This is a genomic window from Sphingobacterium sp. xlx-130, from assembly GCF_011007405.1.
Lineage (GTDB): Bacteria > Bacteroidota > Bacteroidia > Sphingobacteriales > Sphingobacteriaceae > Sphingobacterium > Sphingobacterium luzhongxinii.
Window position 1 is genome coordinate 274,996 of the sequence record NZ_WFKN01000001.1, and the last position, 23,528, is coordinate 298,523.

Consider the following 23,528-nt stretch of genomic DNA (forward strand, 5'->3'; position numbering starts at 1 on the left):
TTATTCCTTTATCGAATATTTTTTCTCACGCAACTTGAAAGCAATATTTCCCCCTTCTAAAACCTCGCACACGTGTTCTCTCGTACCTTGATTTTCAAGAATAATTTCATCCTTTTTCACAGTACGTGGGAACGTATGTTCTAAGCTACCGCTTACATACTGAAACTTCTTTGCCTCACTATTTAGGTTCTTCTCTCCATGTTGATTGGCGCAAATAACCAATTCGCTATCTGCCCCCACAACAATATTTGGATTATGCGTGGCCACGATGACCTGTCTAAGTTTTTTCTTATTGCGTAGGTATTGAACGAGATTATTATAAATTGCACGGTTATCCAAATCATCCTCTGGCTGGTCAATTAAAATAGGACAGTTTTTGTCACTAAAATCCAATAGCAACTTGAGTACAACAAATGCCTTTTTCCCATCTGACATCTTTTTGAAGTCGTCCCCCTCATACTCAATATCATAACTTAAGCTAAAAAAATTTGTCGATAACAATGCCGATGTAAGACTTTGACTATCATATCCCCCCTTTAAGGTCAATTGTCTATTTTCTAATTTCTCAAACAGATTAAGTTGATGTCTTTCAAATCCAGTGAAGTCATCATATTGGTACTCGGCTAAATCTCTATTCGCATATCCCTGCAAGTTTAATCCAGCATTCAAAAGTCCTCTATATTGTTCACCCTCAAATTTATATTTCGCGTTAATAGCTAAGCCGTCCTGATGATCTGAAAGGTTTGATAAAATATCATTAATGTTATTGTAAAATGATTTATGAGCTTCAATAATTTTGCCTTTCGTTTCAGTTACTTGAGTTTTAAGATTATCAATCTCTGTTAATAAGTTCGTTATTTCAAATAACTTATCTGTTTGAATTTTGATTTTGGCTTCGTATTCGGAGAGTTGAGAATTATCTTTATAAGCTTGAAGAACCTTCAAATACACTACATCATTTTCAAAATCGGCTATCTTTTGATCCGAATCCATTTTTGCATTTTGCCCTAAACCCAACATTCTATCCAGCTCGTCTATCCATTTCTTTTGAGCATCTGCCTTAATCGCATTTAGGTAAATAGAAAGTTGATTTTTCACTTCTCCAGATAAAGATGTCAATTCATAGTCCAGATTATCTTTGATTATACTAACTGACTTAAGTCTTTCTATTAATCCGGTCTCCCTAGCGATAAATTGTATGTGTTGATTATGACCTAAAATAGAAGATTTGACTTGTTCATAGTGGGCCTTTTCTTCGTCTGTTATAGCTGTAATAGATAGTTTTTGCAATTCTTCCTTAAGTTTTGCAATTTCATCTTCTATTCCTTTTTTGTCGCCTTTGTCTCTAGCTTTATTTTCTTTTTCTTGAATATCTGCTAGCAGTGAAAAATAATCACTTACAGAACCAGCTATTGACTTTGTATTATCTGTCACAAATCGCTTATACTCATCAAGAATTGGTTCTTTACCTTTCTGAATTAGTATGTCGTTTACAATTTTATTAAGTTGAGATCCGTCTCGAGCGATTTTATGCATATAGCCCTGCTCGAAGTATTCAACCTCTCGATTATTTTCTTCCTGCCCATCTTTCCATATGACCTTAATTGTATCAGAGATAGATTGGACATAATTTTGATAGTCTTTATCCAAAAACTCAATAGGTCTTGTTGTCTTTAACTTGGTTGCTATAGTGCCCAATAAAACAGATTTTCCAGATGACCTACCACCGATTATGGAATTGAGATTTTGATTCAAATGAAGCTTATCGTTAAAAATTGATTCATTTACAATCTCGATATGATCGATGATTTGATAGCCCGCTTTTTCTTCAGGTTTATTTGCTTGAATGAATACTCGATCCTCAGGTTCATAAATAACCTGCTTCAATCCTTCAAAATTAGGATCTGCTTTTATCCAAAGATTTTGCTTTACAATATAATCCTTTACATTATGATTATCAGAACAAATAACTAAAGGAAGTGATTTATTAATACTCTTTTTTAAATGGGGGTTTACATATTTATTGTACGGTTCTATATCGTTCTCACTACCGAGTTCGAAAACATCTATATGGCGAGAGATATCTTCTTTTTGAGCTACTCCATGAGGAAGTGAGTGTGTTATATTATCTAATGTATTAGTTTTCGATCCAGCATGTATGGTTGTAATGCCACCTAATTCATGTATTAAGTTAGCTGTGTCTTCTAATTCACAATAGACCTCATTTTCACTTTTTCCTTCACCATAAATCCGCTTAATATTAGTTTGATTTTTTATCTGTTCCCATATAAACTGAAGATTACATTTTTCAGGAAAAATCCCAATAAAATGTATAGGATCGCTTCCCCTAGATTCACACAAAAACTCAATCCCTGGTAAAATGGTAACTTTATCCCTCCCTAATTTTTGAAGTACTTGAATTCTTTCAACGTCAATTACATGGTGATCAGTAATTGCAACGACTGCAATATCATTAGAAATTAAATTGTCAATAATTTCTTGATTAGTAATAGACTTATTCTTGTAATCATATGATGTAGGTGTATGAAAGTGCAAGTCCCACTTGCGCCATTCCGATCCTTTATGGTATTTATTGATATGCTCGCTCATAATTTTAATATTTCACTCTTACCTCGCCACTCATCAACTTTGGTAATAGAGTATCGCGAATTTGAGTTAGAGTTTGGATTTGCTGTTGATTTTCAAACTGTTTTCTAAATAAAGGCTCGGCTTGAATATTATAATCTATAATGATTTGTTCCTCAATTTTAACGCATGGCGCTGTAAAAATTGCTTTTGGATCTATTCGTTGATGACTCCCACTAGTTCCTCCAACACCAGATGCAATTTCATTGTAATAAGCTGAATTTGTTAGCCAACCAAATAAAAAATATAAATACTTATCATTAGTAGGCTTTACAACTTGAAATTCAGTAGAGCAAATAGCATTATCTTCTATTTCGTCAAGAATTAACCAAACCCTTTTATCTTTATGAGGATTAAGTTTTGAAAATAATATTGAGTTTATTCCAACTTTGTATTTATTACTTTGAATCTCATTTCCAAATTCGGTTACAGGTGTTTTATTTGCATCAAATGATGGAATACTGTAATGGTGATACAAAGTATCCAAATTTTTCTTTGGATGAATTGATACCTTTGAATGCGTTGCTAAATCACCAATTAAACAATCCCCCCAATCCTCTTTCGCTTCTTCGATAAACCATTGACGAAACAACGTTTCTGCTAAAGCTTCTAAAGTTTGGTTTTGTTGATGTAAGAGATCTATTTTATTATCTAAACTAGATAATACCCCTGCAATAGCTTTTTGTTCGGATAATGGTGGGAGTTGAATATCATATTCTCTTAACCCTTTTAAAGGTACATTCGGTATTGTAGTACCAGTCGCAATATCTATTAAATAATTTTGAAAATATTTACTTTTGAAATTATAGTAAACAAAAATTTTATCAACTGTATCGAGTAAATTAACATATGCCGCACTTTTTCCTAAAACAACCTTTTCTTCTTTATAAAACGACAGATTTCCTAAAGTCCCATTAATTGAAACAAATATTGTACTCTCATTAAGTTCTTTGCGATATTTCAAAAACTCTTCCTTATTAACTTTCTTTGTGTCTTGCTTAAATACTATAGCTCCATTAACTAAGTTATTCCCGTTGATAAAAAAATACTCTCCATTATTACTATATTTTGGAGTTCCATGTAACCCATCGCCAATTTTGGAGGAAATTTCATTTAATGTTTTAATATACCAATCTCTATTCTCCATCCTCGTCCTTTCTATTTTTCAACTGCTTAGCCTGCTGTCTTTCTAATTTCTTCACACTATCTACCGTTGGTAGATCTTCGGGCATGGTACCCCCCAATTCTTCAATGGTTTTATGGACTTTTTTACCTACCTCAAAATGAGCTTTATTGGCATTGTGCTTGCCTTGAATATTCTCTCGGCGTAGTTTATCTTCTGTTTGGGTAGCACGGAAGAGATTAGCCGCTAACTCCGTACTGCCCATGTGGTCCAGTATCTGCTGGCTCTTCTTTAACCCCTTCTTAGCATATATACCTTTAGCATCGAGCCCTCCATACAATCCCATGTAACCATGGTTTTGAAAGATGGCATAGTCTAAATATTGGAATGTAGTGTTTGTATTATTTGATGACTCTTTAGCCATGGATATTGATTTTAGATAGGTTTTCCGCAATGACAGCATTCAACTCGGCCTCTTTGGCCAATTGTGCTTCCAATGTCGCTTTAAGTTCTGTGAATCGCTCTACAAAATTGAAATCATCCTCCTCATCAGGCAGCCCCACATAACGGCCTGGTGTCAAGACATAATCTAACTCGGCTACTTTACTAACCGGAACAGATGCACAGAATCCTGCAACGTCTTGATAGGTACTATCGACATTGCGCCAGTTGTGATAGGTAGAAGCAATTTGCGCAATATCGTTATCATTAGGATCTACAGTGCCGTTGGATAGTTCTCGATTACGACGGTTGATCAAATGCCCTAAATTACGAGCATCGATAAAAAGTATTTCATTTGCCGTATCGCGGTATTTTGCATTGGCAACTTTCTTACGACGCAAGAACCATAGCGCAGCTGGAATCTGCGTATTTAAGAATAACTTTGCGGGTAAATTGACTATGCAATCGATCAGGCCTTCTTCAATCATTCGTTTACGGATTTCTCCTTCGCCGGATGTTTTGGAGGTTAAGGCTCCCTTGGCCAATACAACACCGGCCTGACCAGTCGGTGCGAGGTGATGGATAAAGTGTTGCAACCACCCGAAGTTGGCATTTCCAACAGGGGGGGCACCGAACTGCCAACGTGCATCGGTTCGTAATAGCTCTCCGCCCCAATCACTGACGTTGAACGGTGGATTGGCTATGATATAATCGGCTTTTAGATCTTTATGGGCATCGTTCAGAAACGATCCCTCGGCATTCCATTTTACTTGCGTAGAATCGATACCACGAATGGCTAGATTCATCTTGGCTAAGCGCCAAGTGGTCTGATTGGACTCTTGTCCATATACAGAAATATCAGAAATCTTTCCTTGGTGATCTTCCACAAACTTCTCGGACTGTACAAACATACCACCCGAGCCACAACAAGGGTCAAATACGCGTCCCTGGTAAGGCTCTAGCATCTCTACCAATAACTCTACAACCGAACGAGGGGTGTAGAACTGTCCTCCTTTTTGCCCTTCGGCTAGAGCGAATTGGCCTAAGAAGTATTCGAACACGTGTCCCAGCACATCTGCGGATCGTTCTTTGGTCTCGCCAAAGTTGATATTACCGATCAGATCGATCAACTCTCCTAAACTGGTCGGGTCTAGATTTTGCTTGGCGTATACTTTCGGAAGGATTCCCTTCAACTGTGCATTCTCCGATTCGATGGCATCCATGCCGTCATCCACAATCTTACCGATATTAGGTTGCTTTGCACTGCTTTGCAAAAATGTCCATCGTGCTGATGGCGGCACAAAGAATACATTCTCTGCTGTGTATTCTTCTCTATCTTCTGGATCTGCTCCCTCATCAATCTGTGCCGTCAGATCGGCATGCATCTTCTCAAAGGCAATGGATATGTACTTTAAGAAAATCAATCCCAATACGACATCCTTATATTCGGCTGCATTTATATTCTTACGTAACTTATCTGCTGCTTTCCACAGCGTCTTTTCAATTGTTTCCTCTACAGCTTCTTTCTTCTTTGCCATTATATAATTTTACTTCTTCCTTTTAGTAATTAATGTATGTCAGTCAATATGGTAATATAATTAAAATTTTAAGTGCTTTAATTAGTATTTATCTTCACTGCAAAAATATAACATAATTATGTATCACAGTTGCAATTTTCATGATATATTGAATCACACTCACAATCTATATGAACATCTCTTCGCTCACGTTTACTGGTGTTGTTGCCATTAAAACGAAATGACGTGTAATTTCGTTTTACTCTTCGAGAAGGTTCCAATTCTATCGGAACTTCGATCTCGTCTAATCGTTTCTCATTTTCTTTAGGATGATCTGTTGGTTTCTTTATCCTACCTTCTCGTGACTGCGAATCTGCATTTGCCTGCCGATAAAGATAATAAGCAATAAGACCTACTAGGGCATAAAACAATACACCTAATTCAGAGCTAGTGTTGGGCTTTATGATACAATAATAAATGAAGAAAACTGCAATAACAAAGTAATAGGCCGGATACTTCTTTTTGCTTTGTTTTTTTATTGGAGTGCCAGCTGTATTTATCTTTTGTCGAACAGATTTGGTCATTTCTATTTTGTCTGAACGAAATTTGTGTATAAATGGATCTCTATCATTTAGATAGGATATCTTGCTAGGCACTAAATTTTTCACGCCTTTTGTGGTGTTGACTATCTTTAGGTTTGCAGATTTTGGATTGGAAATCTCTTGTGGATCTAATAGCCACATTCCAGCACATTCAAATGAATGATCCAATACTACAATAACCAAGAAGTCTGTATCCTTTCCAACAAGATTGTTGATGCGTCTATTTTCAAAATTACGACGTGTGGAATCATAGACTCGTCGTGTTTTTATCTCGTACTTATTCCCGAGCTTGTCTAATGCATCATAACCTTTTTGATTGGTAGGTGCCAATGTCAAATCGAGCTGTTTAGCTGCCATGAGCTCGCCAATGTTCCCCACCAAATTACCTGACTCAAATACTTTTAACGCTTTTATTTGATCATATACTGCGCCAAATCGGCTGATAGCAAGTCTCTCTTCTTTAGATAACAATAAGTTAGCAGCATTCAAATGCGATTTTTCAGTACTGGCTGGAGAGACTATTAGACTTGTCATACCAAGGTTTGAATCAAATTGATAGATAGCAATTAACTCAAACTTTGTATTGAGATGTACAACTAATAAATAGTCAAAGCAGGTGGGGTTTAATCCGCGTATGGTATAGCTGCGATCAGGATTGGTCATAACCTTCGCTTTGATCTGATATGTCTTTCCTTTACTATCGTAAGCATCAGCACCTTTGTGGCTGCGAGCATAGCGAGTAAGCCCTAACAATCTAATGGCATAGAATTCGCCAAATTCACCCGTGTAATTATCTGTGTATGCTATACCTATATCGACAAGTGTGTCATGTGCAAGAGCTAATTCCTTGAGTAATTTTGATTCTTTCTGTCCCAGCATATACATTTTTTGGATTTAGTTATTTATTATAAAATGTACGATTATTTCTTTTCAAAAAAATCATAATAGCGAATGCACACACTCGTAAATAATTCATCAAGGAATGTGGTCTTCCCTGCCCCAACGGACTGAAGAACAAGATATGGTGATTGTCTATGTCAGCAAGCTGCTCTTGGAACTCCTGCTCCAAAGAATCCTGGTTAATAACAAATAGTTCTGTCTGTCCCGGTGTCATGTGTATTGAAGTCTCCTCCAAGATACCTGTAATCTAACAATGAATCAAATAATATTGTATAAAAATACAATACTGATGATTGGCGTTAGTACGAATAACTATACTATCTTTGCTCCCAATCAAATAAACATTATAATTTATAGCCGATGAATGATCTAAAATCCTATTTTGAACAACAACTGATAAAGCAAACGAAGGAGTACAATATTTTTTCTGTTCTGCATAGAGAAGATGATGAAACACGTCTACATTCTAGATTTCTTGCGTTTTTGCTAGACCCGAAGGAGTCTCACAATGTAGGTGACATGTTTTTCAAACTATTTTTGGAGCAGGTCTTGAATATAGAATTTGACTATACCAACTATGAGGTAAGAAAAGAGTTTGAGTATATCGATATATTAATCCATAATGATAGTGATGCTATCATCGTCGAAAACAAGATTTATGCCGGTGACAGTAATCATAACGAGGATGAAGAAGATCTTGTAAAGCAGTCAATTTTAAAAAAGGGTTATAAAGGGCAACTGGAAAGATATTATAATACGGTAGCTACAGGCATTAACAAGAATGATAAAGAGACTGGCCTCAAACTAAATGTTATTCAAGTAGCGTACTTGACGCTAGCTGGTCATTCTCCTACAGATAAGAGTACCGGAATGCTCCCAATGAAACCAAAAAAGATCTCTTATATAGATGATATCAGTAAATGGTTGGAGCAGTGTGCTGCAATGATTGGTAGTACCTCTCCTAAATTAAGTGCTGACATCCGACAATATCGACAACTGGTGATAAAACTGACGAGCGAGGTTCCTCAGGTTTTAAAGAATAAGGCTATAATTTCGGATAAGATTGATATTGCTTGGCAACTAGAAAATAGTGACAAGTTTTTCACAAGAGATATGGCTCCGATATTCAACCATGTGAAATGGCATACGATAGATGACTTTTTTAACGAATTGGCCTATGCTTTGGAGCAACTGGAAAACTGTAATGTAGGATATAGACCAGATCCGGAAAGTATCACCAAAGTAGCACATAGTAAAGGAAAATCTACGCATATGCTAATCCTTAGTTTTGTTCTGAACGGTAACTCGATGCAGATCGTAAGTGATTCCAAAGGCCTTACTTTAGGTAATATGAGTACTTCACAATGGGATAACATCAAAGGTGTGGATGTGAAATTAAATGAATTTAGCAAAGAAAATACTTTCCTTATGATTGACATTGAGCATAGGGAAAAAGTCATTTCGGAAATAGTAAGCTTTACTTTAGAAAATTACAATAAACTAAAAAAAGATTTTAAACCTGTAATAGACAAAAGGTGTTAATATACCGGAAGGCGACGGAGAATTAGGCAAATTGAAATTATTATACCGTACTATTGTATATTGATTCCAATTTGTTTATATTTATTAAGTAAACTTAAATGAGTTTAGTACAACTGAACTATTTCGTATCTTTGCAGTCGCGAATTGATAGCAATCGATAAAATGGGACAACAGGATTATATAAAAGACATCGCACGCTTTGGGTTGGAAAACGACCAGGAAAAGCTATTGTCTACGTTGAACGAATTTATCGAGCACAATAAGAATAGTAAAAAGGTAAACTTTGCCTTACAGCTGCAGTCGTTATTGAAGGATAGCATCCGCAAGCAGCAACATAGCCCGCTGCAAAAGGTGGGATCACCATCGCACTACCAGCAGATACAGGACAGGGAGACAGATGAGCTTATCCTAGAAAAGCTGACATCGGACTATAATCTGGATAATCTGGTATGTACGCCATCTGCTAAGGATAAACTGGTCAACTTTCTAGAAGAACACCGCAACAGCGAACTGCTATCTAAGTATCAATTGCCGATATCGAACAAGCTACTGCTATATGGACCATCGGGCTGTGGCAAGACCTTAGCCTCATATGTGATAGCAGGTGAACTGCAAAAGATGATGATCGTGGTCAATCTAGGTGCTATTGTATCGTCCAAACTGGGTGAGACAAGCAAGAACCTGGCGAAGATATTCCGTAAGGCGGCACAGGAGGATTGTATCATCTTCATAGATGAGTTTGACTCATTGGGTAAGGTACGCGACTATAGCCAGGATCATGGCGAGATGAAGCGTGTGGTGAATACCATATTGCAGCTCTTCGACTACTTGCCACAAAGCAGTATGGTAGTATGTGCGACCAACCAAAAGGATATGCTGGATGAGGCGCTGTTGCGTCGGTTTGATCTGGCGATCTCCTTGGAGCTACCGGATCAAAAGCAGATACACGAACTGATCAGACTGGTACTGAAAGAGGGGCAGTTTGGATTTGACCGTAAGGTATCTCTTGAAAAGCTTATCGAAATAGCGCAGGGTCTCTCCTACTACAGTATACAGAAGACGCTGATCAATGCGATAAAGAGGAGCCTCTTCGCAATGAAGGATAAGAAGACTATAAAGCCTACGATAGATACGCAGATCTGGTATGATCTGCTGATACAGGAAAAAGAAGCCTTGGCCGTTGAATAAGCCAAGGCTTTTTTTGAAAGCGCTTTATGCTTCGGCCTCGAGATCTTGGTCTGCTGATAGGATATTCTCTATTTCATTTATCGCCGACATCTCATCATATAGTTTGCCTGTTGGCTTTCTCAATGTCTCTTCAATAGCTATAGCAATAGAAAATCTATTATCTTTTTGATAAGCTGTATCCTCTCCTGGTCTTAATTGCGGATGGGTAAAACAATGAACTCCTATTTTAAATACTCCACTTTCATTTAACAATTCATCGACATTGACAACAAAACTTAATTTCTGAGTATTGGAAAAGGGATTGGGCTTTTGTTTGAAACGACTATTCTGACTCCATAGTGGTCCTGATTTCAGTTTGGATTTATTATCTTTTTCTTTGATCACAATACCTGCTCCTTCATGATTTTTAAAGAAGCCAAACGCTATCAAAACGGGACAATAGCCTAGTTGGCTCTCTCTGACAGGAAGGAACTGGTAGGAAATAGTGGCTGTAACTCTTAAAATCCGATTTCTTTTCTTTAAATCGTCTTTCACTAAATATTTAGGAAAGTTCAAAGGTATCACCTTCAGATCCCCATTGTCTATAGTATCCTCTACGATAAAATTGATAATATCGCTATCGGAATATATGGCTCGTTCTGAATGTAGACACCCGTGGCCCACTAACATGCTTTTGTTCACGATCAAATCATCGATCTTTTTGTCTGAACAATGGTTGAGCATGAGTGCTTTAATTGAGGAGGCTGTAAGGTTGGGATAGTGCTTTTGGATCTGTACAGCTACGTTGGCGGTTAACGGTGTTGCAAAGCTAGTACCTAACATGCGATAGAAGCTTTCAGTAGGATCAGCCGAGAGTAAGAGCATGCTTCCCTCGCCTATATCGGTAAGCCTATCTCTCTCATAGCAATAGTCCCCTCCGGCCATAATGAGGTCTGGCTTGAACAAAGTCTTGTTGACTTTGGCTTTGCTTTTTAGCAATTCATGATGGTAATGCCCCGTTCGACTATAAAGCGCGGGGTACTCGGACCCATTGGATATACCTACATGTTCGCCTGTACCTAAAGAATCGGAACAAGCTCCTACCGTCACATTGTTAAGCGATTCTGCTGGGCTGCAAAGGTTGGACTCCTCTTGAGCGAAATACGCTGTATCATAAGCTTCATTCGTCCGAAAGATGGCATCCGAATTATTACCTGTTGATATAAAGATTAAACAGTCGTACTCAAAGGAAAATTTGTCCAGAGCGAATGCGTAGCTTGAATAGTGTTCGTTAAACTTCTTACTTTGATGGAAGTTAATGGTTAGCGTAAATATCTTAATCTGGGGATGTTTTTGCTTGGCTATAGTCAATAACTCTAAGGTACGGCTGATCGATATTGCAGCGTTATCGTTATCAATAATCTTGATAGGGAGCAATAGACAATGTGGAGCAAGGATACCTCTATATTCGCTACTGACCGCTTCTGCGCCTAAAGCTACTAGAGCTGCTACGGCCGTACCATGGCCTCGACCGTCATCTACGTTGTCTTCTCGAACTGATGTAGTCGTCAGATTTAGCTCTTCGTCTACCACAATCAATGGTGCTAAGGGAGTACGATCGTCTATACCCGAATCTATGACTCCTACTAAAGGAAGATTGTCCCCGGCAGCGATTTCGAATCCGTAATCTCTATCTGGTGCATTGAACGCATTAGGGCGGATTATTGTGGCTCTCCCTGAGGTAACCTGTAAAAAGATATCGAAGTTATCGACGATCTCTTCTAAGTCGAACGCTTCGGTATTGTATATCTCGATAATACCGATTTCTTTATTTATGATATACGCAACCCCCTGCGTGTTAAGATAGTCTTCTAAACTTTGTATTAAAGTCTCTAGTTCACGATTGTGGACCATAAGGTCTCCTATCTTTAAAATAAAGACGTCTGCTGTAGCATCTGTTTTTATGATGTCTTCTGAAGTGAGCAGTTCAAAATCTTGTATATAGTGTATGAGTTTGGGGTATTGTCTACCTTGATGATCTTGCCCATTACGGATTGCAGAATCGACCGCTGTTAAAAATGCATTGAACTTGTCGATATTATTATCCGTCACAGCAAACAACACAGAAGTTCCGAAATTAGTAACTTCAACTGCCTCCAGTCCAAATTCTTGATACCACCGACCAAAGTAATCATGTACGGCAAACTGCCCCCAAAAGTTGATACGTACGAAATCTACATGTAGAGGTAGGGCTAAGGCCGGATTTCTGCGCAAGATCCGTGCAGATCTATCATCATTGAACTTTGTATAGGATCTTTGTAAGTTTTGGCCTATCCGCACATAATCATCAGGTTTTTCATTTTCTCCGTTGTCTTTCTTGTCATCACCGAAGCCGTAGTTGTATTTCATTTTTACCGAATCATTCTTTTGGATGCGGGTGTTGAGCAGGACATGTGGTTTCCTCATAATTTTTGAAAAGCTTATAGTTTATTAATCGGTTATTCTCCAATATAGCTGAAAACGAACAGTTAAACAAATTATATTGTATAAAAATACAAGACTGATAGATAACTTTTGTACGGAAAACCGTAGCGCTATTGGTTCTACTAAAAAAGAATCAATTGGTGAATGGATGGGGCATTTGGCGGAGAAACCAGATTATACAATCACAGTCTCACTACAATAATATCACTGATATCGGTCGAATACCGAGGTGACAGCCGCTCCTGCTTCATGCGCCACATGCGCTGGCCCTGTGCTCCCAGCCGTACGCTATTCTGCCCGTACTGCCGATTGATCTTGTCAAAAGCTTGCATCAGTGCGTCGTGCCGTGTATCCCGCTGGCTGAATAAGGTGGTCTGCTCGATATCGGCAGGACTAAAGTCCTGTACAATAACGCCTGCCTTTTTATACCCATAGCCTTCTCGATAGATCTTCTTTAGCGCTATAGTAGCATAGCGCCCTAGATCGATGGCAGAATTGCTCGCAAAGGGCAGGTCGACCGTGATGCTGGGATTGTACTGCTGCTGGTCTTGGCGGTGTCTATTGGTCTGGAGAAATACGGTTATGGAGCTGCAACGGCTATGCTGCTTGCGCAGCTTCTCCGAGCAGGAGGCGGCAAAGGTGACTACACGCTCGCGGATGGGCTCGTACGCACTCAGATTATTATCGAAACTACGGGTGGTGGCGATATTCTGTTTGGCAGCGGTCTCTTCCAGATCTAAGGTGGGTACGCCCGATAGATCGCGCTGCAACCGCAGCCCTACGATGGACATATGCTTCTGTACCCACTTGGGGTCCATATGTACGAAGTCGTAGGCGGTATCTATACCGAGCTTGAACAGCCTAACGGCATGCTTGCGCCCTATGCCCCATACATCCTCGACATCGAGCCATCTCAGTGCTTTGTCGATCTGCTGTTGTGTGCGCATAACATGACATCCCTTGGACTCCTTGGGGTATTTCTTGGCGATACGGTTGGCTACCTTGGCCAGTGCCTTGGTGGGGGCTATACCTACCGAGATGGGGATACCGGTGCAGCGGTACACCTCTTCGCGCATCTGCTCGCCGTGACTTTTGTGGTCGATATAGTCATAACCATCGAGCTTCATAAAGCACTCGTCTATGCTGTAGATCTCCTGCTCGATGCAGTACTGCCCCAGAATGCTCATGACGCGCTGGCTCATATCGCCATACAGTGGGAAATTGGCCGAGAAGACCTGTATGCCGTGCTGCTTGAAGAGCTCCTGGTACTGAAAGGCGGGTGCGCCCATGGGAATGCCACAGGCCTTGGCTTCATTGCTCCGGGCGATGACACAACCATCATTATTGCTGAGTACGACAATCGGCTTGCCATTGAGGTCGGGCCGGAAGACGCGCTCGCAGGAGGCGTAAAAGTTATTGCAGTCGATGAGGGCGTACATAGCTATACGGGCTTGATGATGTACGTGACGATGCCCCAGACGACAAAGTCATTGTCGGCGGTAATGCTGATAACGGGGTAATCGGGATTGGCGGGTACGAGCTGTACCTGCCCCTGCTGTATGCGGATGCGCTTGGCCGTAAACTCGCCATCGAGGTAGCAGACGGCAATCATGCCATCGCTGGGGCGTAGGCTCTTGTCGATGACCATGATGTCGCCATCGTCGATACCGGCGTCGCGCATGGAATTGCCACGCACACGGCCAAAGAAGGTGGACAGCGGATGTTTGATCAGCTCCTTGTTCAGATCGATACGTAGGTCTTCGTAATCGAGCGCGGGGCTGGGAAAGCCTGCGCTGATGCCGCTGGCGATATAGGGGATCAGCCTATCGCTGCTGGGTGCTACTTGGTATATCGAGATGTTCATAATGCAATTTTACTAATATTATTAGCATAAAAACAAATGAAAGTTTGATTTGTTACAGGACTAAATCGAATAGTATGGACCTGAACACACTGAAATACCTGGAGGACAAGGGATACCGATATCTGCTTCGCTCATTTGGAAAGAAAGCTTTTGTGCCTTTGCGAAAAGTACCGAATAGAGTGTCTGATACGCCGCTGGCTGAGGATGAATTGCTATCCATCAGCGATGCTATCGATAACTGGGATAGTGAGTTTTTGGTGTATCGGTTGATTATCGTGATGTAGTACTGCCTGTACTGCCTGTACTGCCTGTACTGCCTGTACTGCCTACCGCTATGTATGACTGTGGTGATTGATCCAAAATGGCTCTTGTCTTGAATCGACTATATAAAGGAGCGTAATATTTGAATCGGATACTGCATAGAATAATGAACTTAACTTTTTTATTGGAGCTACCCTAACGCTAGCATCAAAAGAGGATACTTTGTACATTGTAGGGAATGCTGCTATGGATTTTATGACATCTTCGGCTTCAAGAAGGAATCGATTGGAAACTTTCGGACCCCAATGCTCGTCTAGAAAATCAACAAGGACTTTGAGTGTGTATTCGAAGGTATCGGTATATTGGATTGTTAACGACACAGGCACCTATTTGCCGAGTATAGCTTGAAGGCCATTGTACGCTTTTACTTTGCCTGCCTGCATCTCTTCCTTGGCCATGTTTACGCCATCCACGACGTGCTGTGGATATTCTTCGCTATTGCCTTGCTCTTCATATACCACGCCCAGGGCGTCTAAGACTGCCTTTATTGCTTTCTCAGATTTTTTGTTTTCTATATGAATGGTTAACGTTGTCATCTTTCTTTATACTTACTTAGTACTAATATACGCTTTTTTTTTCTGGTAATATGTACCTCTTTTAAAACAGGCTCTTGTCATCGGGGATATCATTGCCTAATACGGGTAGTCCTGGCCAGTCGTAGGCTTCGTAACGGTGCTTGCCGTCAGGCCGCACGGGATAGCCCCGCAATGTATAAACGGGGTGGTACAGGAGCTGTGCAGTGGGTATCTCGTAATGGAAAATGGGTTGCATGTCGTCGTCTTCGATATCTTCGAGCCAGTGCTCTTCTAGATCTTCGGGTAGGAATAGGGGCATGCGGTGCTTGTTGGGCCCGTCATTATGGATATGGGCCATAACATCGTTGGCAGCGCGTGTCAGCATACCGAAGCTGCCTACCTTTTCGATAACACCGTCTTCGTCTACGACCTCGTGCCATTGGTACAGCCCAGGGATATAAAAGAGATCACGCCCCTGCTCGCCTATGTAATAGGGTACTTTCTTTTTCCAGCCTTGTATAGCCCGGTGTTCGTAGGTGCCGGATACGGGGATAAGGCAGCGCTGCTTCCGCAGGCGGTACCAGTAGGACTTCTTGTCGTCGAGGATACGCTCGCTGCGTATATTGATCATATTGCGCCGGCGGTCGGTCTGCAACTTGGGGTCTTGGATATAGGTGGGCAGTACGCCCCACTCCATCTCGGCGAGGGCTAGACCTGTCCCCTCTTTATCTTTGTAGATAATGGGATATCGGGGAAAGGTGATGGCCTGTACATTTTCGAAATAGCTGTAGTCGTAATCGATCTTCTTGCGCTCATCGCGGATCTGTGGATAGGATCGCTTGACGAGCTCGATGTCGGTATGGAGTGATATGTCCCAGCACATGTTGTCGGTGTTTTTTTAGCCTTTCGATTATTTACTTAATCACCTATTTTCTTTTCTGGACATTTGAACAGCTTTGCCAGAGTTTGAAAGGAGGGTAATTCTATTTTTGTCTTTTAGCACTACAATAATAGATGATACAAATCTGTACTCTTCTTTAAAGAGATCTTTATTTAGAAATTGAATAGTCAAATAATCATTTTCTTCATCAAAAGAAGTAATCTTATAATGAAAGTCCATAGCAGTAGGTTTACCATTTGAGATAGATACAACCCTTGCCATATCATACTTCATAAAGTCAATACTTTTGAAAGTACCCTCATTTGACTCCCAGGAGCCCAAGATCAGTTTCTCTTTATCATTCAACGAGGTAAATGAAGAGTTGAAAATCAAAATAAGAACAGAGACGAAATTAATTAGAACTTTCATATGTATATAATTTGTTTTTAAATGGCCATATGGAATATCCAAACTATATTATGCACGATTTTATTACTGTTGGTGTGCATGCTGCTCCGCGGTCATTCGTGTCTGTGCAGTTCTGCTACATGGATATTTCATATGTTTATAATTATAAGCAGTATAAATTTAAACATTTTAATTAATAATATGTTCTACATACTTTAAAATGTATGGGGCTCTATTATTATTTATAGCATGAATAATTAGTTTTATCTCAACATCAGGATAGTATATTCGAATAGCAGAGAATGCTGTTGTTTGCCCTGGAGATAGTTATTGGATAAGATCGATGGCGGGGACTTTTAGTTTTTTGTCGCCAGAGCTGATGGTCGCCCATACCCTCCCCGATTCGAGTGTGAAAAGGATATCGATGGGATCTTTGCTACGGAAGCGGGTTTTAATCCGCAGGTAGTTGATGATATTCTTTTCGTACCACTTGAGCATGCGTGTATTCCAGTTTTCGTCCTTGAACTTATTGAGAAATAACCGATAGCCGGAATTAACCTCGAGCATGTCGGCAATCTTGACTGCTCCGTCAGGCAAATGCAAGGCCTTGCCCTCCTTGGCATCGAGCTGTGCGGCATGTCTATCGGCATCCTCCAAATTCTCGTAAGCCGACAGCAGGAAACCTGTCCCCTTGGCCACGGATGGCCAACTGAAACGCTGTAGCACATAGTGCTTGTACCCACGTGCTACGAGCTCGTGGAATAGCTTGACGGTGACCTGCTCGAAGGGAATGTACATAGATTGAAGATACGGAAAATAGTTGGTGTAGCAGTTATGCTATCGCTAAAGAACTAATATCTTTAAAAATAAATTTGCTGCTTGGGGATTCCAAATTACGCGAATCAAACAGGTTTGTTCAGCATTTGCTTTGAAGCTATCTAAAGATGATAGGAATTTATGTTAGGTAGATTTACCTAGAACTTTTGGTGGTGTAACATATTCGCTTGCATCTCTTTGGAAAGATGCAATTTCCAATAGCCAGAGAACATGGCTAATATGAATAAAATACGCTCAACACAAAATAGCCCTCGCTAGGACGCAAGGGCTGCCTTTTTTTAAAACCAATTATAAACCGCTGGCGCGGAGCTTTTTTTATGAATACATAAATATAACATTTATACCACTATAATACAACAGGATACAAAATATCGAAAACAAATCCCTCTTTTTATCCCACTGCCCCAGATCACAGGAACTTGTAGTCGGTTGCTACATTTTTTATAGTTTATCATTCTGCCATCTATTATACTAGAAGATTTAGAATTTCAAAGAGATGCTGATAGATTTCTATTTTCTTCCACGTTTTCCTATATTAGAACAAACAAACCATAAAAATGAAAAGTACACTCAGTCTAATTTTTTCACTATTAGCGCTCGCAGTTTAACCTATTTTTCGAGTATAATTTTTCCCGATTTCATCTTATCCAAAGTATTCTTAAAATTTTCTTTCTCGCCTACTGAAGCTATGGCGACTGCTTTTTCTTGCCATTTAATAGCATTTGCTTTGTCACCAGTTTTGTACAGCAGATTCGCATATGTGCTCAAAAAACCTGGATTATCGCCTGATTCTAACGTTTTTTCACTCCAGACTAGCGCTGATCTGATACAGGCCGAATCATTAGAGTTTTCAAAAATCGATAGAGCAAATGAGTTTAGTTCTTGGGGGGAAAGATGCTTACCCCCAGCTCTGACAAATTGATCAACAGCATTGGTGAATTCTACCCAATTTTTCTTACCTCTGAAATACTGTGCTTTTGCTCTAGCGATAGATGAAGTCATGTCCACGTAAGGATGTTTCTTTTCAATCTCGGCTTGAAGCTTATCAAAATCTATGGCATTAGCCTCACTAGCTTTCAATTGGGGTATTACAAGCTCAGATGTCAATATAGATGAGAGAATATAATTGCTATTAAAAGGTTTGTCTTTCTCTTCGAGGAGCTGGTCCACCTGTACTTTGTTATCTTTAATGATGAGAAATGAAGTACTTGTGCTTGATGTAGTTCCTCTTAAAATCAGATCGAGATTATCGCCTATCAACAATCCCTCCACGCCAACGCTGGATAGATAAGCCTCAGTAGCCTTACTGGCAATCACCTCATCGTGAGCGGACTGTGCTGCAACGATCATCTTCTTGGCGATAATCGGGTCATTGGGGCTATCTTCAAATCTCTTAACTAGCGTAAAGTACTGCGTCTGGGGGTTCAACCCTTCTTTGACTCTCGCAATGAAAGCTTCGGCTTCAGCTCCGCCTATCATCCGATGTACAAGCTCTCCATCCGGCGAAAAAATCAAGAATGTAGGATAAACCCGCACTTCGTAATCCTTGGCAAATCGAATGGCCTCGTCGTACCAGGATCTTACTTCTTCGGAATCTTTATCCGTTTTGTCCATTTGTAGCTTTAGGTTTACAAAATTGGCGTTGAAAAATGTACCGACTTCTTCCTTGGGAAAGACATTCTCGGTCATCCAAATACAAGGACCACACCAAGTAGTAAAGCAATCTACAAAAATGTGTTTACCATCCCTGCTTGCTTTAGCTTTTACTTGCTCCCAACTGCTACTGGTCTCAAAATTAATCCCTTTTTGTTGTCCAACGGCAAAAAAAGGGAAGATCAAAAGTATTACTAACGTTTTTCTCATAATTGTTTATCATTGTGGTTATCTTAATGATGCTTACTTCAAGCGTATTCCATAAATAAAAAATATACTCTCCTCAATTATCTCCTATGTTGGCACTTCAATGTTTGAAGCCCCCTTAGCTGGCGTGAGCTTGTAGCTCGTGTCTATACAATTCTTATAATCAACCCTGGAGCAGTATATTCACAATGATTCACATGACAGTGGAGGTTTCAAGTGAGAAATAAACATTATACAAGATAGCCCTCGCAGACTGCAAGGGCTATCTCTAACCAAGTATAAACCGCTGGCGCGGAAATCTTAAATTATGAATATATAAATATAACACTTATATCACTATAATACAACAGGATACAAATTAACTTTGTGTTTCCAGAAAGCTATAGCTATGATTTTACCAACTATCCCAGTCTTTAATTCCTTTAAGCGTCGTATTTATAATGTCGTTGACAAATAACTCTATATTTTCTTTCGCCTCTGGGTCAATAAATAGACATATTTTTTCATGCCGCTAATATTGGCAAATTGACAGATAAAGAGAATAGTTGTAGCCAGTACAGATAAATGAAAGGCCGTGGAAAAACAAGGTTATTAAAATGCACTCGCCCAATTGAAGCGTTTCAATGTTTGACGTGCTCAAAGAAGCTCGCTGGTACCGTTTTCCAAACAGCCCCCCTCCTCTCTAAAGATTACACACTGATAAAGAAATAGACGTTACACAACATAGCCCCTGCGGATGCAAGGGCTATGTTTAACCAATTAAATCCCCGCTGGCGCGGACCCATTATATTATGTGTCTTAAAGATAAGCCTTATATAGCTATAAAACAATAAGATAGAAACATCATTGCCACTCACCTTAGATTAACAGAGTCAGGCTCCTCTTTGCTGGCACTCGGTTAGTTAATTATCGAATGGCACAGTTTGAGTTGCACTCCCAAGTTTATTTTTTAACCACGATAAACTTTATATTAAAGTTGTTTGTTGAGTTCCTTACTAACTGTGATTTCCCAATTTTATCAGAGCTCTCCCATGTTGTAACGACACCTCCTAGTGCGCCTTCATGCATTGCCCAACCAAGGGCGCTGTTATAATCATTGGCTCCATTTAAATATCTGTCTTTCTCAAACTGGGGCATATCTACCTTCCATATTAACTCTGTCTTGCCCTCATTTCCAAAAACCTCCTTACCCATATCAATAGCTATTGATAAGTAGTTGATATAGCTATTGCTTATAATACCGCCTTTGCCGTCTGATTTTGTATCGAATGGGATAGCATATATTTCTTTAGTTCCACCAATAAACTTATTGTCATTGAAAAGATATACCTCTCTAAACCTTCCTTCGTCAAATTTGATATCTGTAGCTGGACGATCTTTATCAAATGGCCAGTAATACCCGACCAGTGCGTTAATTTTTTGTTTTCCGACTTCTAAGCATGAGGACTCGATAACCTCACTAGAGTTACCGAAAATAGCTTGAATGAAATCATTTTTTCGACTCTCGAATTTAAACTTTGATGCCCCTTCCTTTCCCAAAGACTCTGCAAAAAGCTCCACATTATAAGTTCCAACTTTATCAGAGGTAAAGTATTCGAGATTATCATTATGATTAACTACTTCTGTTCTTTTACCATCAGGAGAAGTAACTACCCATTTATATTGAGTGGTTTCTCCTGAGTTTTTAGGCTTAGTAGTTTTTAATTTAACAATTTGATTTGTACCAATAATTGGCCTATCAGTAGAAATTTCTCCCAAAATCAAACCTTTGTCAATGTTGTTCTCGGGTTCTGAATCACTACCTTTAGAACACCCATGCAATGCTGCTACGGCTACGAATAAAACTAATAACTTCTTCATAATCTCATATTTGTTGTTTAGCAACAAATATAAGAAATCAAACATGTAAAGGAACTTTCACGAACAATTCAAACCTATACCGATATGCACTTATTAGTGGGGATATTTTGAAATGCCTAATAACAGTTGTTAAGCCCTCTTTGCAAAGAAGCACGCATAGCGTCACTAAATAGCCCCCCCACCCTACTCTTAAAGTATTCTCCAGTCTCCTGATCGGCGCAGTATATATAGCAGCCCTTCATACCATAGGTCATTAATATACGATAGGTGTTCTTGATGATGGTCTTAATCAATTCAGCTTTCTCTTTTGGATTTTCTTTCTGCCGTTTCTTACAACTGAGAACCGATATACATTCCTGCTACTATAAGGAGTGTATAAACTGTTTTCCTTTGTCTGTTAAATAGTACTGCTGTTTGCTACTGGTAGGTTTGTCTGGGTAAGACTTGTAGTTCTTGTCTTGAATGTAATCCACTCCTATTCGACAACAATTCTTGAACTTGCTGGGTAACTTGTTCGTTTGATGAACTAATAAATGATTGTCTAAAATTGTGAGAAATGCTTTTTTAAAGGCTTCTGGCTTAACATTCTGTCACATTCTTTTCAATTGAAGGTTTGTCAAAATTTCCCTCAGTCTTTTGGCTCTTGTCTCAGGCTTCTTAGCGGTTTGTAATCTAAAATTGATAGCAAATTTATTGGTCTTGCTAAGGGATTGATAAAATGTTTCTGCTTCTTTATCCTTTGCTAATTCTTGCAACAAGTCTTCGGCATCCTGCATGGTAGTATGTGAGTCGTAAGCTCTTGCCCATCGACCATCAGTTTTAGCCTTTTCAATCTCTACATACCCTCTTGGCATCATCTTTCCGTCTGCAATGAGTTTTTCGACTATACCAATATTGCGTTTGGACCAAATTCTCTGTGCTCGTCTTGGTGTGTATTTCTGCAGGTACGATTGTTCATCATAGCTTTTCCGCTGTCCATCAATCCAACCAAAGCAAAGAGCTTCGTCCAAAGCTTCTGTGATTTTTATGGATTCAATTCCGGAGTTAACTTTGAATACTTGTAGCCAGATGCCTTCCTGATTATCTTGATTTTTATCTAACCAATTTCGCCAGGCTTCTTGGGATTTAAAAGATTTGATCATTGCTTCTGCCATCGAAATGCCTTTAATATTCTTTTTTAATCACAAAAAATGAACCTCTTATTGTTCCAGCCAATTTTGATTTCTGCCGGGCGAATTTAAATTTGTTCAGTTCTTCCGGCACTTCCATACCTTCAGAAAGTTTGAAACCTACGGCTCTTTTCTTTGGGTTGTCCAAGGTATATAGTACATTAATGGAAAGACCGCTTTCATAAAAAACAAATACCCATTTAATTCCTTCTACAAGTAGTGACGCGGTTTCTAATGGTTTTGATGCAATGACAATATTGCGTTCTTCCTTTAGAATATTTGTGACCCAATCCAAAGTTTCTTTGCTATCTGAAACTGGAGTTGTTACAAATTCTGCTTTGTATTTGTTTTGAAAATATCGGGCTTCATTGGCTCGCAAACCAGCAAGTGCAGCTGCAAATGGCGATGTTTCTAATCCTTTCTCGTTAACATTTTTAAAATCTACTAAATAGCTCATAGTTATATTTTATACATTAATACTGAATAGCTCCACTCAATATTCATCAGTTAGTTGAATAATCTTGTCGCCAAAGAACACAAAAACAGATTTTCCTTTTAGCTCTAATTTATCGCCTTTTTTCAATCCATTTGGAAAGTCCATTGCTAAAGTCGCAGAATAATCTACTTCTATTTCCGTGGTGCCATTGTTGTGTTTTAAGAAAGTGATTTGTTGTCGTCTATTATCGAAAAATGATTTCGCTTGTTCGGCCTGTTGCTTAAACTCATTTATTCCATTCAATACCATATTCACTTTGCCATTCTGAACATTTTTAAAAATGATATTGTCGTCAAAATCACAGATCATTTTTTCGATATCGAATTCATTGTAACCGTCAATATAGTTCTGAATTATTTTTTGTCTTCCTTCGTTCATGTTATCATAAGTTTAGTTTTTGACAGTTATTTCGTCACAATGACCGCTAACAGTTTGAATATTGCTGAAGACGGGGACTTTAGGGCTGAAAGCTTAAATTCAGCTCTGAGGTGAACCAAAAACAAATTCCTATGAGTTAAATTTAAGAAAAAAGTCAATATAATTGGTTTTTTGCGAAATAGAAACTTGAAATATAAAACTATGCGGTCAAGGTTTCATTTTTGCAGTTGGATGCTACGTTTGTGGGTGCTTTATAAAGGCGGATTGGCACTAGATTTTGTATATTAGCTTTCGCTGACGCAACTGTTATAGACAATTTTAGGAAGACCGTACAAATATTAAATAACCTTTGTATGGGAAACCGTAGCGCTATTGGTTCTACTAAAAAAGAATCAATTGGTGAATGGACGGGGCGTACTACGCTTAAAGTATTCTCCGGTCTCCTGATCGGTGCAGTATATATAGCAGCCCTTCATACCATGGGTCATTAGTCTAAGGTGTCTTGATAATGGTCTTAA

General features: G+C 39.4%; 24 protein-coding genes. 4 read left to right on the forward strand and 20 right to left on the reverse strand.

Annotated elements, in window-relative coordinates; genetic code table 11:
* The 6 genes from G7B18_RS01115 to G7B18_RS18905 all read right to left on the reverse strand — a co-directional run bounded on the left by G7B18_RS01115 (window position 1) and on the right by G7B18_RS18905 (window position 7,464).
* Window positions 1-2,610 (reverse strand): TrlF family AAA-like ATPase, encoded by a 2,610-nt coding sequence (locus G7B18_RS01115; RefSeq protein ID WP_164121902.1) that lies wholly within the window; start codon window positions 2,608-2,610, stop codon window positions 1-3.
* A gap of 4 nt (window positions 2,611-2,614) precedes the next feature.
* Complete coding sequence (locus G7B18_RS01120; RefSeq protein ID WP_164121903.1) at window positions 2,615-3,793, reverse strand: restriction endonuclease subunit S; 1,179 nt, start codon at window positions 3,791-3,793, stop codon at window positions 2,615-2,617.
* Entirely contained in the window at window positions 3,783-4,193 is a 411-nt protein-coding gene (locus G7B18_RS01125; protein ID WP_205601687.1) for a hypothetical protein, read from the reverse strand. Before G7B18_RS01125 ends, G7B18_RS01120 begins: the two co-directional genes overlap by 11 nt.
* Complete coding sequence (locus G7B18_RS01130) at window positions 4,186-5,748, reverse strand: type I restriction-modification system subunit M (RefSeq protein WP_164121904.1); 1,563 nt, start codon at window positions 5,746-5,748, stop codon at window positions 4,186-4,188. The genes G7B18_RS01125 and G7B18_RS01130 overlap by 8 nt, the downstream gene beginning before the upstream one ends.
* A gap of 116 nt (window positions 5,749-5,864) precedes the next feature.
* The gene (locus G7B18_RS01135; protein ID WP_164121905.1) at window positions 5,865-7,208 is read right to left on the reverse strand and encodes a DUF6998 domain-containing protein; all 1,344 of its coding nucleotides are present in this window, start codon (window positions 7,206-7,208) and stop codon (window positions 5,865-5,867) included.
* Between the two features lie 19 nt (window positions 7,209-7,227).
* Window positions 7,228-7,464 carry a hypothetical protein gene (locus tag G7B18_RS18905; protein WP_205601688.1) on the reverse strand — a complete coding sequence of 79 codons (237 nt, stop codon included), beginning with the start codon at window positions 7,462-7,464 and terminating at the stop codon, window positions 7,228-7,230.
* 125 nt (window positions 7,465-7,589) lie between these two features.
* On the opposite strand from G7B18_RS18905, the gene G7B18_RS01140 reads away from it, so the two are divergent.
* A complete protein-coding gene (locus G7B18_RS01140; protein WP_164121906.1) occupies window positions 7,590-8,771 on the forward strand; it encodes a PD-(D/E)XK nuclease family protein in 1,182 nt (393 codons plus the stop codon).
* A 162-nt stretch (window positions 8,772-8,933) separates the two neighbouring features.
* Window positions 8,934-9,959: an AAA family ATPase gene (locus tag G7B18_RS01145; protein WP_164121907.1), complete on the forward strand. Its 1,026-nt coding sequence runs from the start codon at window positions 8,934-8,936 to the stop codon at window positions 9,957-9,959.
* A 24-nt stretch (window positions 9,960-9,983) separates the two neighbouring features.
* On the opposite strand, the gene G7B18_RS01150 is transcribed toward G7B18_RS01145, so the two are convergent.
* The 3 genes from G7B18_RS01150 to G7B18_RS01160 all read right to left on the reverse strand — a co-directional run bounded on the left by G7B18_RS01150 (window position 9,984) and on the right by G7B18_RS01160 (window position 14,286).
* Window positions 9,984-12,404, reverse strand: a complete 2,421-nt coding sequence (locus tag G7B18_RS01150; protein WP_164121908.1) for a S8 family peptidase — start codon at window positions 12,402-12,404, stop codon at window positions 9,984-9,986.
* Between the two features lie 200 nt (window positions 12,405-12,604).
* Window positions 12,605-13,861: a Y-family DNA polymerase gene (locus G7B18_RS01155; protein ID WP_164121909.1), complete on the reverse strand. Its 1,257-nt coding sequence runs from the start codon at window positions 13,859-13,861 to the stop codon at window positions 12,605-12,607.
* 2 nt (window positions 13,862-13,863) lie between these two features.
* On the reverse strand, window positions 13,864-14,286 hold the full coding sequence (locus G7B18_RS01160; RefSeq protein WP_164121910.1) for a LexA family protein: 423 nt from the start codon (window positions 14,284-14,286) through the stop codon (window positions 13,864-13,866).
* Between the two features lie 74 nt (window positions 14,287-14,360).
* Between G7B18_RS01160 and G7B18_RS01165 the strand changes: the two genes are divergently transcribed.
* Window positions 14,361-14,570 carry a hypothetical protein gene (locus G7B18_RS01165; RefSeq protein ID WP_164121911.1) on the forward strand — a complete coding sequence of 70 codons (210 nt, stop codon included), beginning with the start codon at window positions 14,361-14,363 and terminating at the stop codon, window positions 14,568-14,570.
* 48 nt (window positions 14,571-14,618) lie between these two features.
* Here G7B18_RS01165 and G7B18_RS01170 read toward each other — a convergent pair whose 3' ends face one another.
* From G7B18_RS01170 to G7B18_RS01220, 11 genes are all read right to left on the reverse strand, one after another.
* The gene (locus G7B18_RS01170) at window positions 14,619-14,927 is read right to left on the reverse strand and encodes a type II toxin-antitoxin system RelE/ParE family toxin (protein ID WP_164121912.1); all 309 of its coding nucleotides are present in this window, start codon (window positions 14,925-14,927) and stop codon (window positions 14,619-14,621) included.
* Window positions 14,928-14,933: 6 nt separating this feature from the next.
* Window positions 14,934-15,143 (reverse strand): DUF2683 family protein, encoded by a 210-nt coding sequence (locus G7B18_RS01175; RefSeq protein ID WP_164112020.1) that lies wholly within the window; start codon window positions 15,141-15,143, stop codon window positions 14,934-14,936.
* A gap of 61 nt (window positions 15,144-15,204) precedes the next feature.
* The gene (locus G7B18_RS01180; protein ID WP_164121913.1) at window positions 15,205-16,005 is read right to left on the reverse strand and encodes an SOS response-associated peptidase; all 801 of its coding nucleotides are present in this window, start codon (window positions 16,003-16,005) and stop codon (window positions 15,205-15,207) included.
* Window positions 16,006-16,044: 39 nt separating this feature from the next.
* Complete coding sequence (locus G7B18_RS01185; protein WP_164121914.1) at window positions 16,045-16,431, reverse strand: hypothetical protein; 387 nt, start codon at window positions 16,429-16,431, stop codon at window positions 16,045-16,047.
* A gap of 306 nt (window positions 16,432-16,737) precedes the next feature.
* On the reverse strand, window positions 16,738-17,208 hold the full coding sequence (locus tag G7B18_RS01190) for a hypothetical protein (RefSeq protein WP_164121915.1): 471 nt from the start codon (window positions 17,206-17,208) through the stop codon (window positions 16,738-16,740).
* A gap of 648 nt (window positions 17,209-17,856) precedes the next feature.
* A complete protein-coding gene (locus G7B18_RS01195; protein WP_164121916.1) occupies window positions 17,857-19,110 on the reverse strand; it encodes a thioredoxin family protein in 1,254 nt (417 codons plus the stop codon).
* 939 nt (window positions 19,111-20,049) lie between these two features.
* Complete coding sequence (locus G7B18_RS01200) at window positions 20,050-20,967, reverse strand: hypothetical protein (RefSeq protein WP_164121917.1); 918 nt, start codon at window positions 20,965-20,967, stop codon at window positions 20,050-20,052.
* A 116-nt stretch (window positions 20,968-21,083) separates the two neighbouring features.
* Window positions 21,084-21,317, reverse strand: a complete 234-nt coding sequence (locus G7B18_RS01205) for a DNA/RNA helicase domain-containing protein (RefSeq protein ID WP_164122007.1) — start codon at window positions 21,315-21,317, stop codon at window positions 21,084-21,086.
* A 240-nt stretch (window positions 21,318-21,557) separates the two neighbouring features.
* The gene (locus G7B18_RS01210; protein ID WP_164121918.1) at window positions 21,558-22,121 is read right to left on the reverse strand and encodes a YdeI/OmpD-associated family protein; all 564 of its coding nucleotides are present in this window, start codon (window positions 22,119-22,121) and stop codon (window positions 21,558-21,560) included.
* Between the two features lie 10 nt (window positions 22,122-22,131).
* Entirely contained in the window at window positions 22,132-22,593 is a 462-nt protein-coding gene (locus G7B18_RS01215) for a phage tail protein (protein WP_164121919.1), read from the reverse strand.
* 36 nt (window positions 22,594-22,629) lie between these two features.
* Entirely contained in the window at window positions 22,630-23,010 is a 381-nt protein-coding gene (locus tag G7B18_RS01220) for a nuclear transport factor 2 family protein (protein WP_164121920.1), read from the reverse strand.
* A 353-nt stretch (window positions 23,011-23,363) separates the two neighbouring features.
* Between G7B18_RS01220 and G7B18_RS01225 the strand changes: the two genes are divergently transcribed.
* Window positions 23,364-23,501, forward strand: a complete 138-nt coding sequence (locus G7B18_RS01225; protein ID WP_164121921.1) for a hypothetical protein — start codon at window positions 23,364-23,366, stop codon at window positions 23,499-23,501.
* The last annotated feature ends 27 nt before the right edge of the window (window positions 23,502-23,528 follow it).

What these genes read in the sequence shown, in the direction of transcription:
- G7B18_RS01120 (WP_164121903.1), bottom strand. Translation starts at nt 3,793, where the DNA reads ATGGAGAATAGAGATTGGTATATTAAAACATTAAATGAAATTTCCTCC.
- G7B18_RS01185 (WP_164121914.1), bottom strand. Translation starts at nt 16,431, where the DNA reads ATGAAAGTTCTAATTAATTTCGTCTCTGTTCTTATTTTGATTTTCAAC.
- G7B18_RS01200 (WP_164121917.1), bottom strand. Translation starts at nt 20,967, where the DNA reads ATGAAGAAGTTATTAGTTTTATTCGTAGCCGTAGCAGCATTGCATGGG.
- G7B18_RS01125 (WP_205601687.1), bottom strand. Translation starts at nt 4,193, where the DNA reads ATGGCTAAAGAGTCATCAAATAATACAAACACTACATTCCAATATTTA.
- G7B18_RS01130 (WP_164121904.1), bottom strand. Translation starts at nt 5,748, where the DNA reads ATGGCAAAGAAGAAAGAAGCTGTAGAGGAAACAATTGAAAAGACGCTG.
- G7B18_RS01160 (WP_164121910.1), bottom strand. Translation starts at nt 14,286, where the DNA reads ATGAACATCTCGATATACCAAGTAGCACCCAGCAGCGATAGGCTGATC.
- G7B18_RS01210 (WP_164121918.1), bottom strand. Translation starts at nt 22,121, where the DNA reads ATGGCAGAAGCAATGATCAAATCTTTTAAATCCCAAGAAGCCTGGCGA.
- G7B18_RS01155 (WP_164121909.1), bottom strand. Translation starts at nt 13,861, where the DNA reads ATGTACGCCCTCATCGACTGCAATAACTTTTACGCCTCCTGCGAGCGC.
- G7B18_RS01135 (WP_164121905.1), bottom strand. Translation starts at nt 7,208, where the DNA reads ATGCTGGGACAGAAAGAATCAAAATTACTCAAGGAATTAGCTCTTGCA.
- G7B18_RS01215 (WP_164121919.1), bottom strand. Translation starts at nt 22,593, where the DNA reads ATGAGCTATTTAGTAGATTTTAAAAATGTTAACGAGAAAGGATTAGAA.
- G7B18_RS01180 (WP_164121913.1), bottom strand. Translation starts at nt 16,005, where the DNA reads ATGTGCTGGGACATATCACTCCATACCGACATCGAGCTCGTCAAGCGA.
- G7B18_RS01115 (WP_164121902.1), bottom strand. Translation starts at nt 2,610, where the DNA reads ATGAGCGAGCATATCAATAAATACCATAAAGGATCGGAATGGCGCAAG.
- G7B18_RS01175 (WP_164112020.1), bottom strand. Translation starts at nt 15,143, where the DNA reads ATGACAACGTTAACCATTCATATAGAAAACAAAAAATCTGAGAAAGCA.
- G7B18_RS01145 (WP_164121907.1), top strand. Translation starts at nt 8,934, where the DNA reads ATGGGACAACAGGATTATATAAAAGACATCGCACGCTTTGGGTTGGAA.
- G7B18_RS01150 (WP_164121908.1), bottom strand. Translation starts at nt 12,404, where the DNA reads ATGAGGAAACCACATGTCCTGCTCAACACCCGCATCCAAAAGAATGAT.
- G7B18_RS01140 (WP_164121906.1), top strand. Translation starts at nt 7,590, where the DNA reads ATGAATGATCTAAAATCCTATTTTGAACAACAACTGATAAAGCAAACG.
- G7B18_RS01190 (WP_164121915.1), bottom strand. Translation starts at nt 17,208, where the DNA reads ATGTACATTCCCTTCGAGCAGGTCACCGTCAAGCTATTCCACGAGCTC.
- G7B18_RS01195 (WP_164121916.1), bottom strand. Translation starts at nt 19,110, where the DNA reads ATGAGAAAAACGTTAGTAATACTTTTGATCTTCCCTTTTTTTGCCGTT.
- G7B18_RS01165 (WP_164121911.1), top strand. Translation starts at nt 14,361, where the DNA reads ATGGACCTGAACACACTGAAATACCTGGAGGACAAGGGATACCGATAT.
- G7B18_RS01220 (WP_164121920.1), bottom strand. Translation starts at nt 23,010, where the DNA reads ATGAACGAAGGAAGACAAAAAATAATTCAGAACTATATTGACGGTTAC.
- G7B18_RS01225 (WP_164121921.1), top strand. Translation starts at nt 23,364, where the DNA reads ATGGGAAACCGTAGCGCTATTGGTTCTACTAAAAAAGAATCAATTGGT.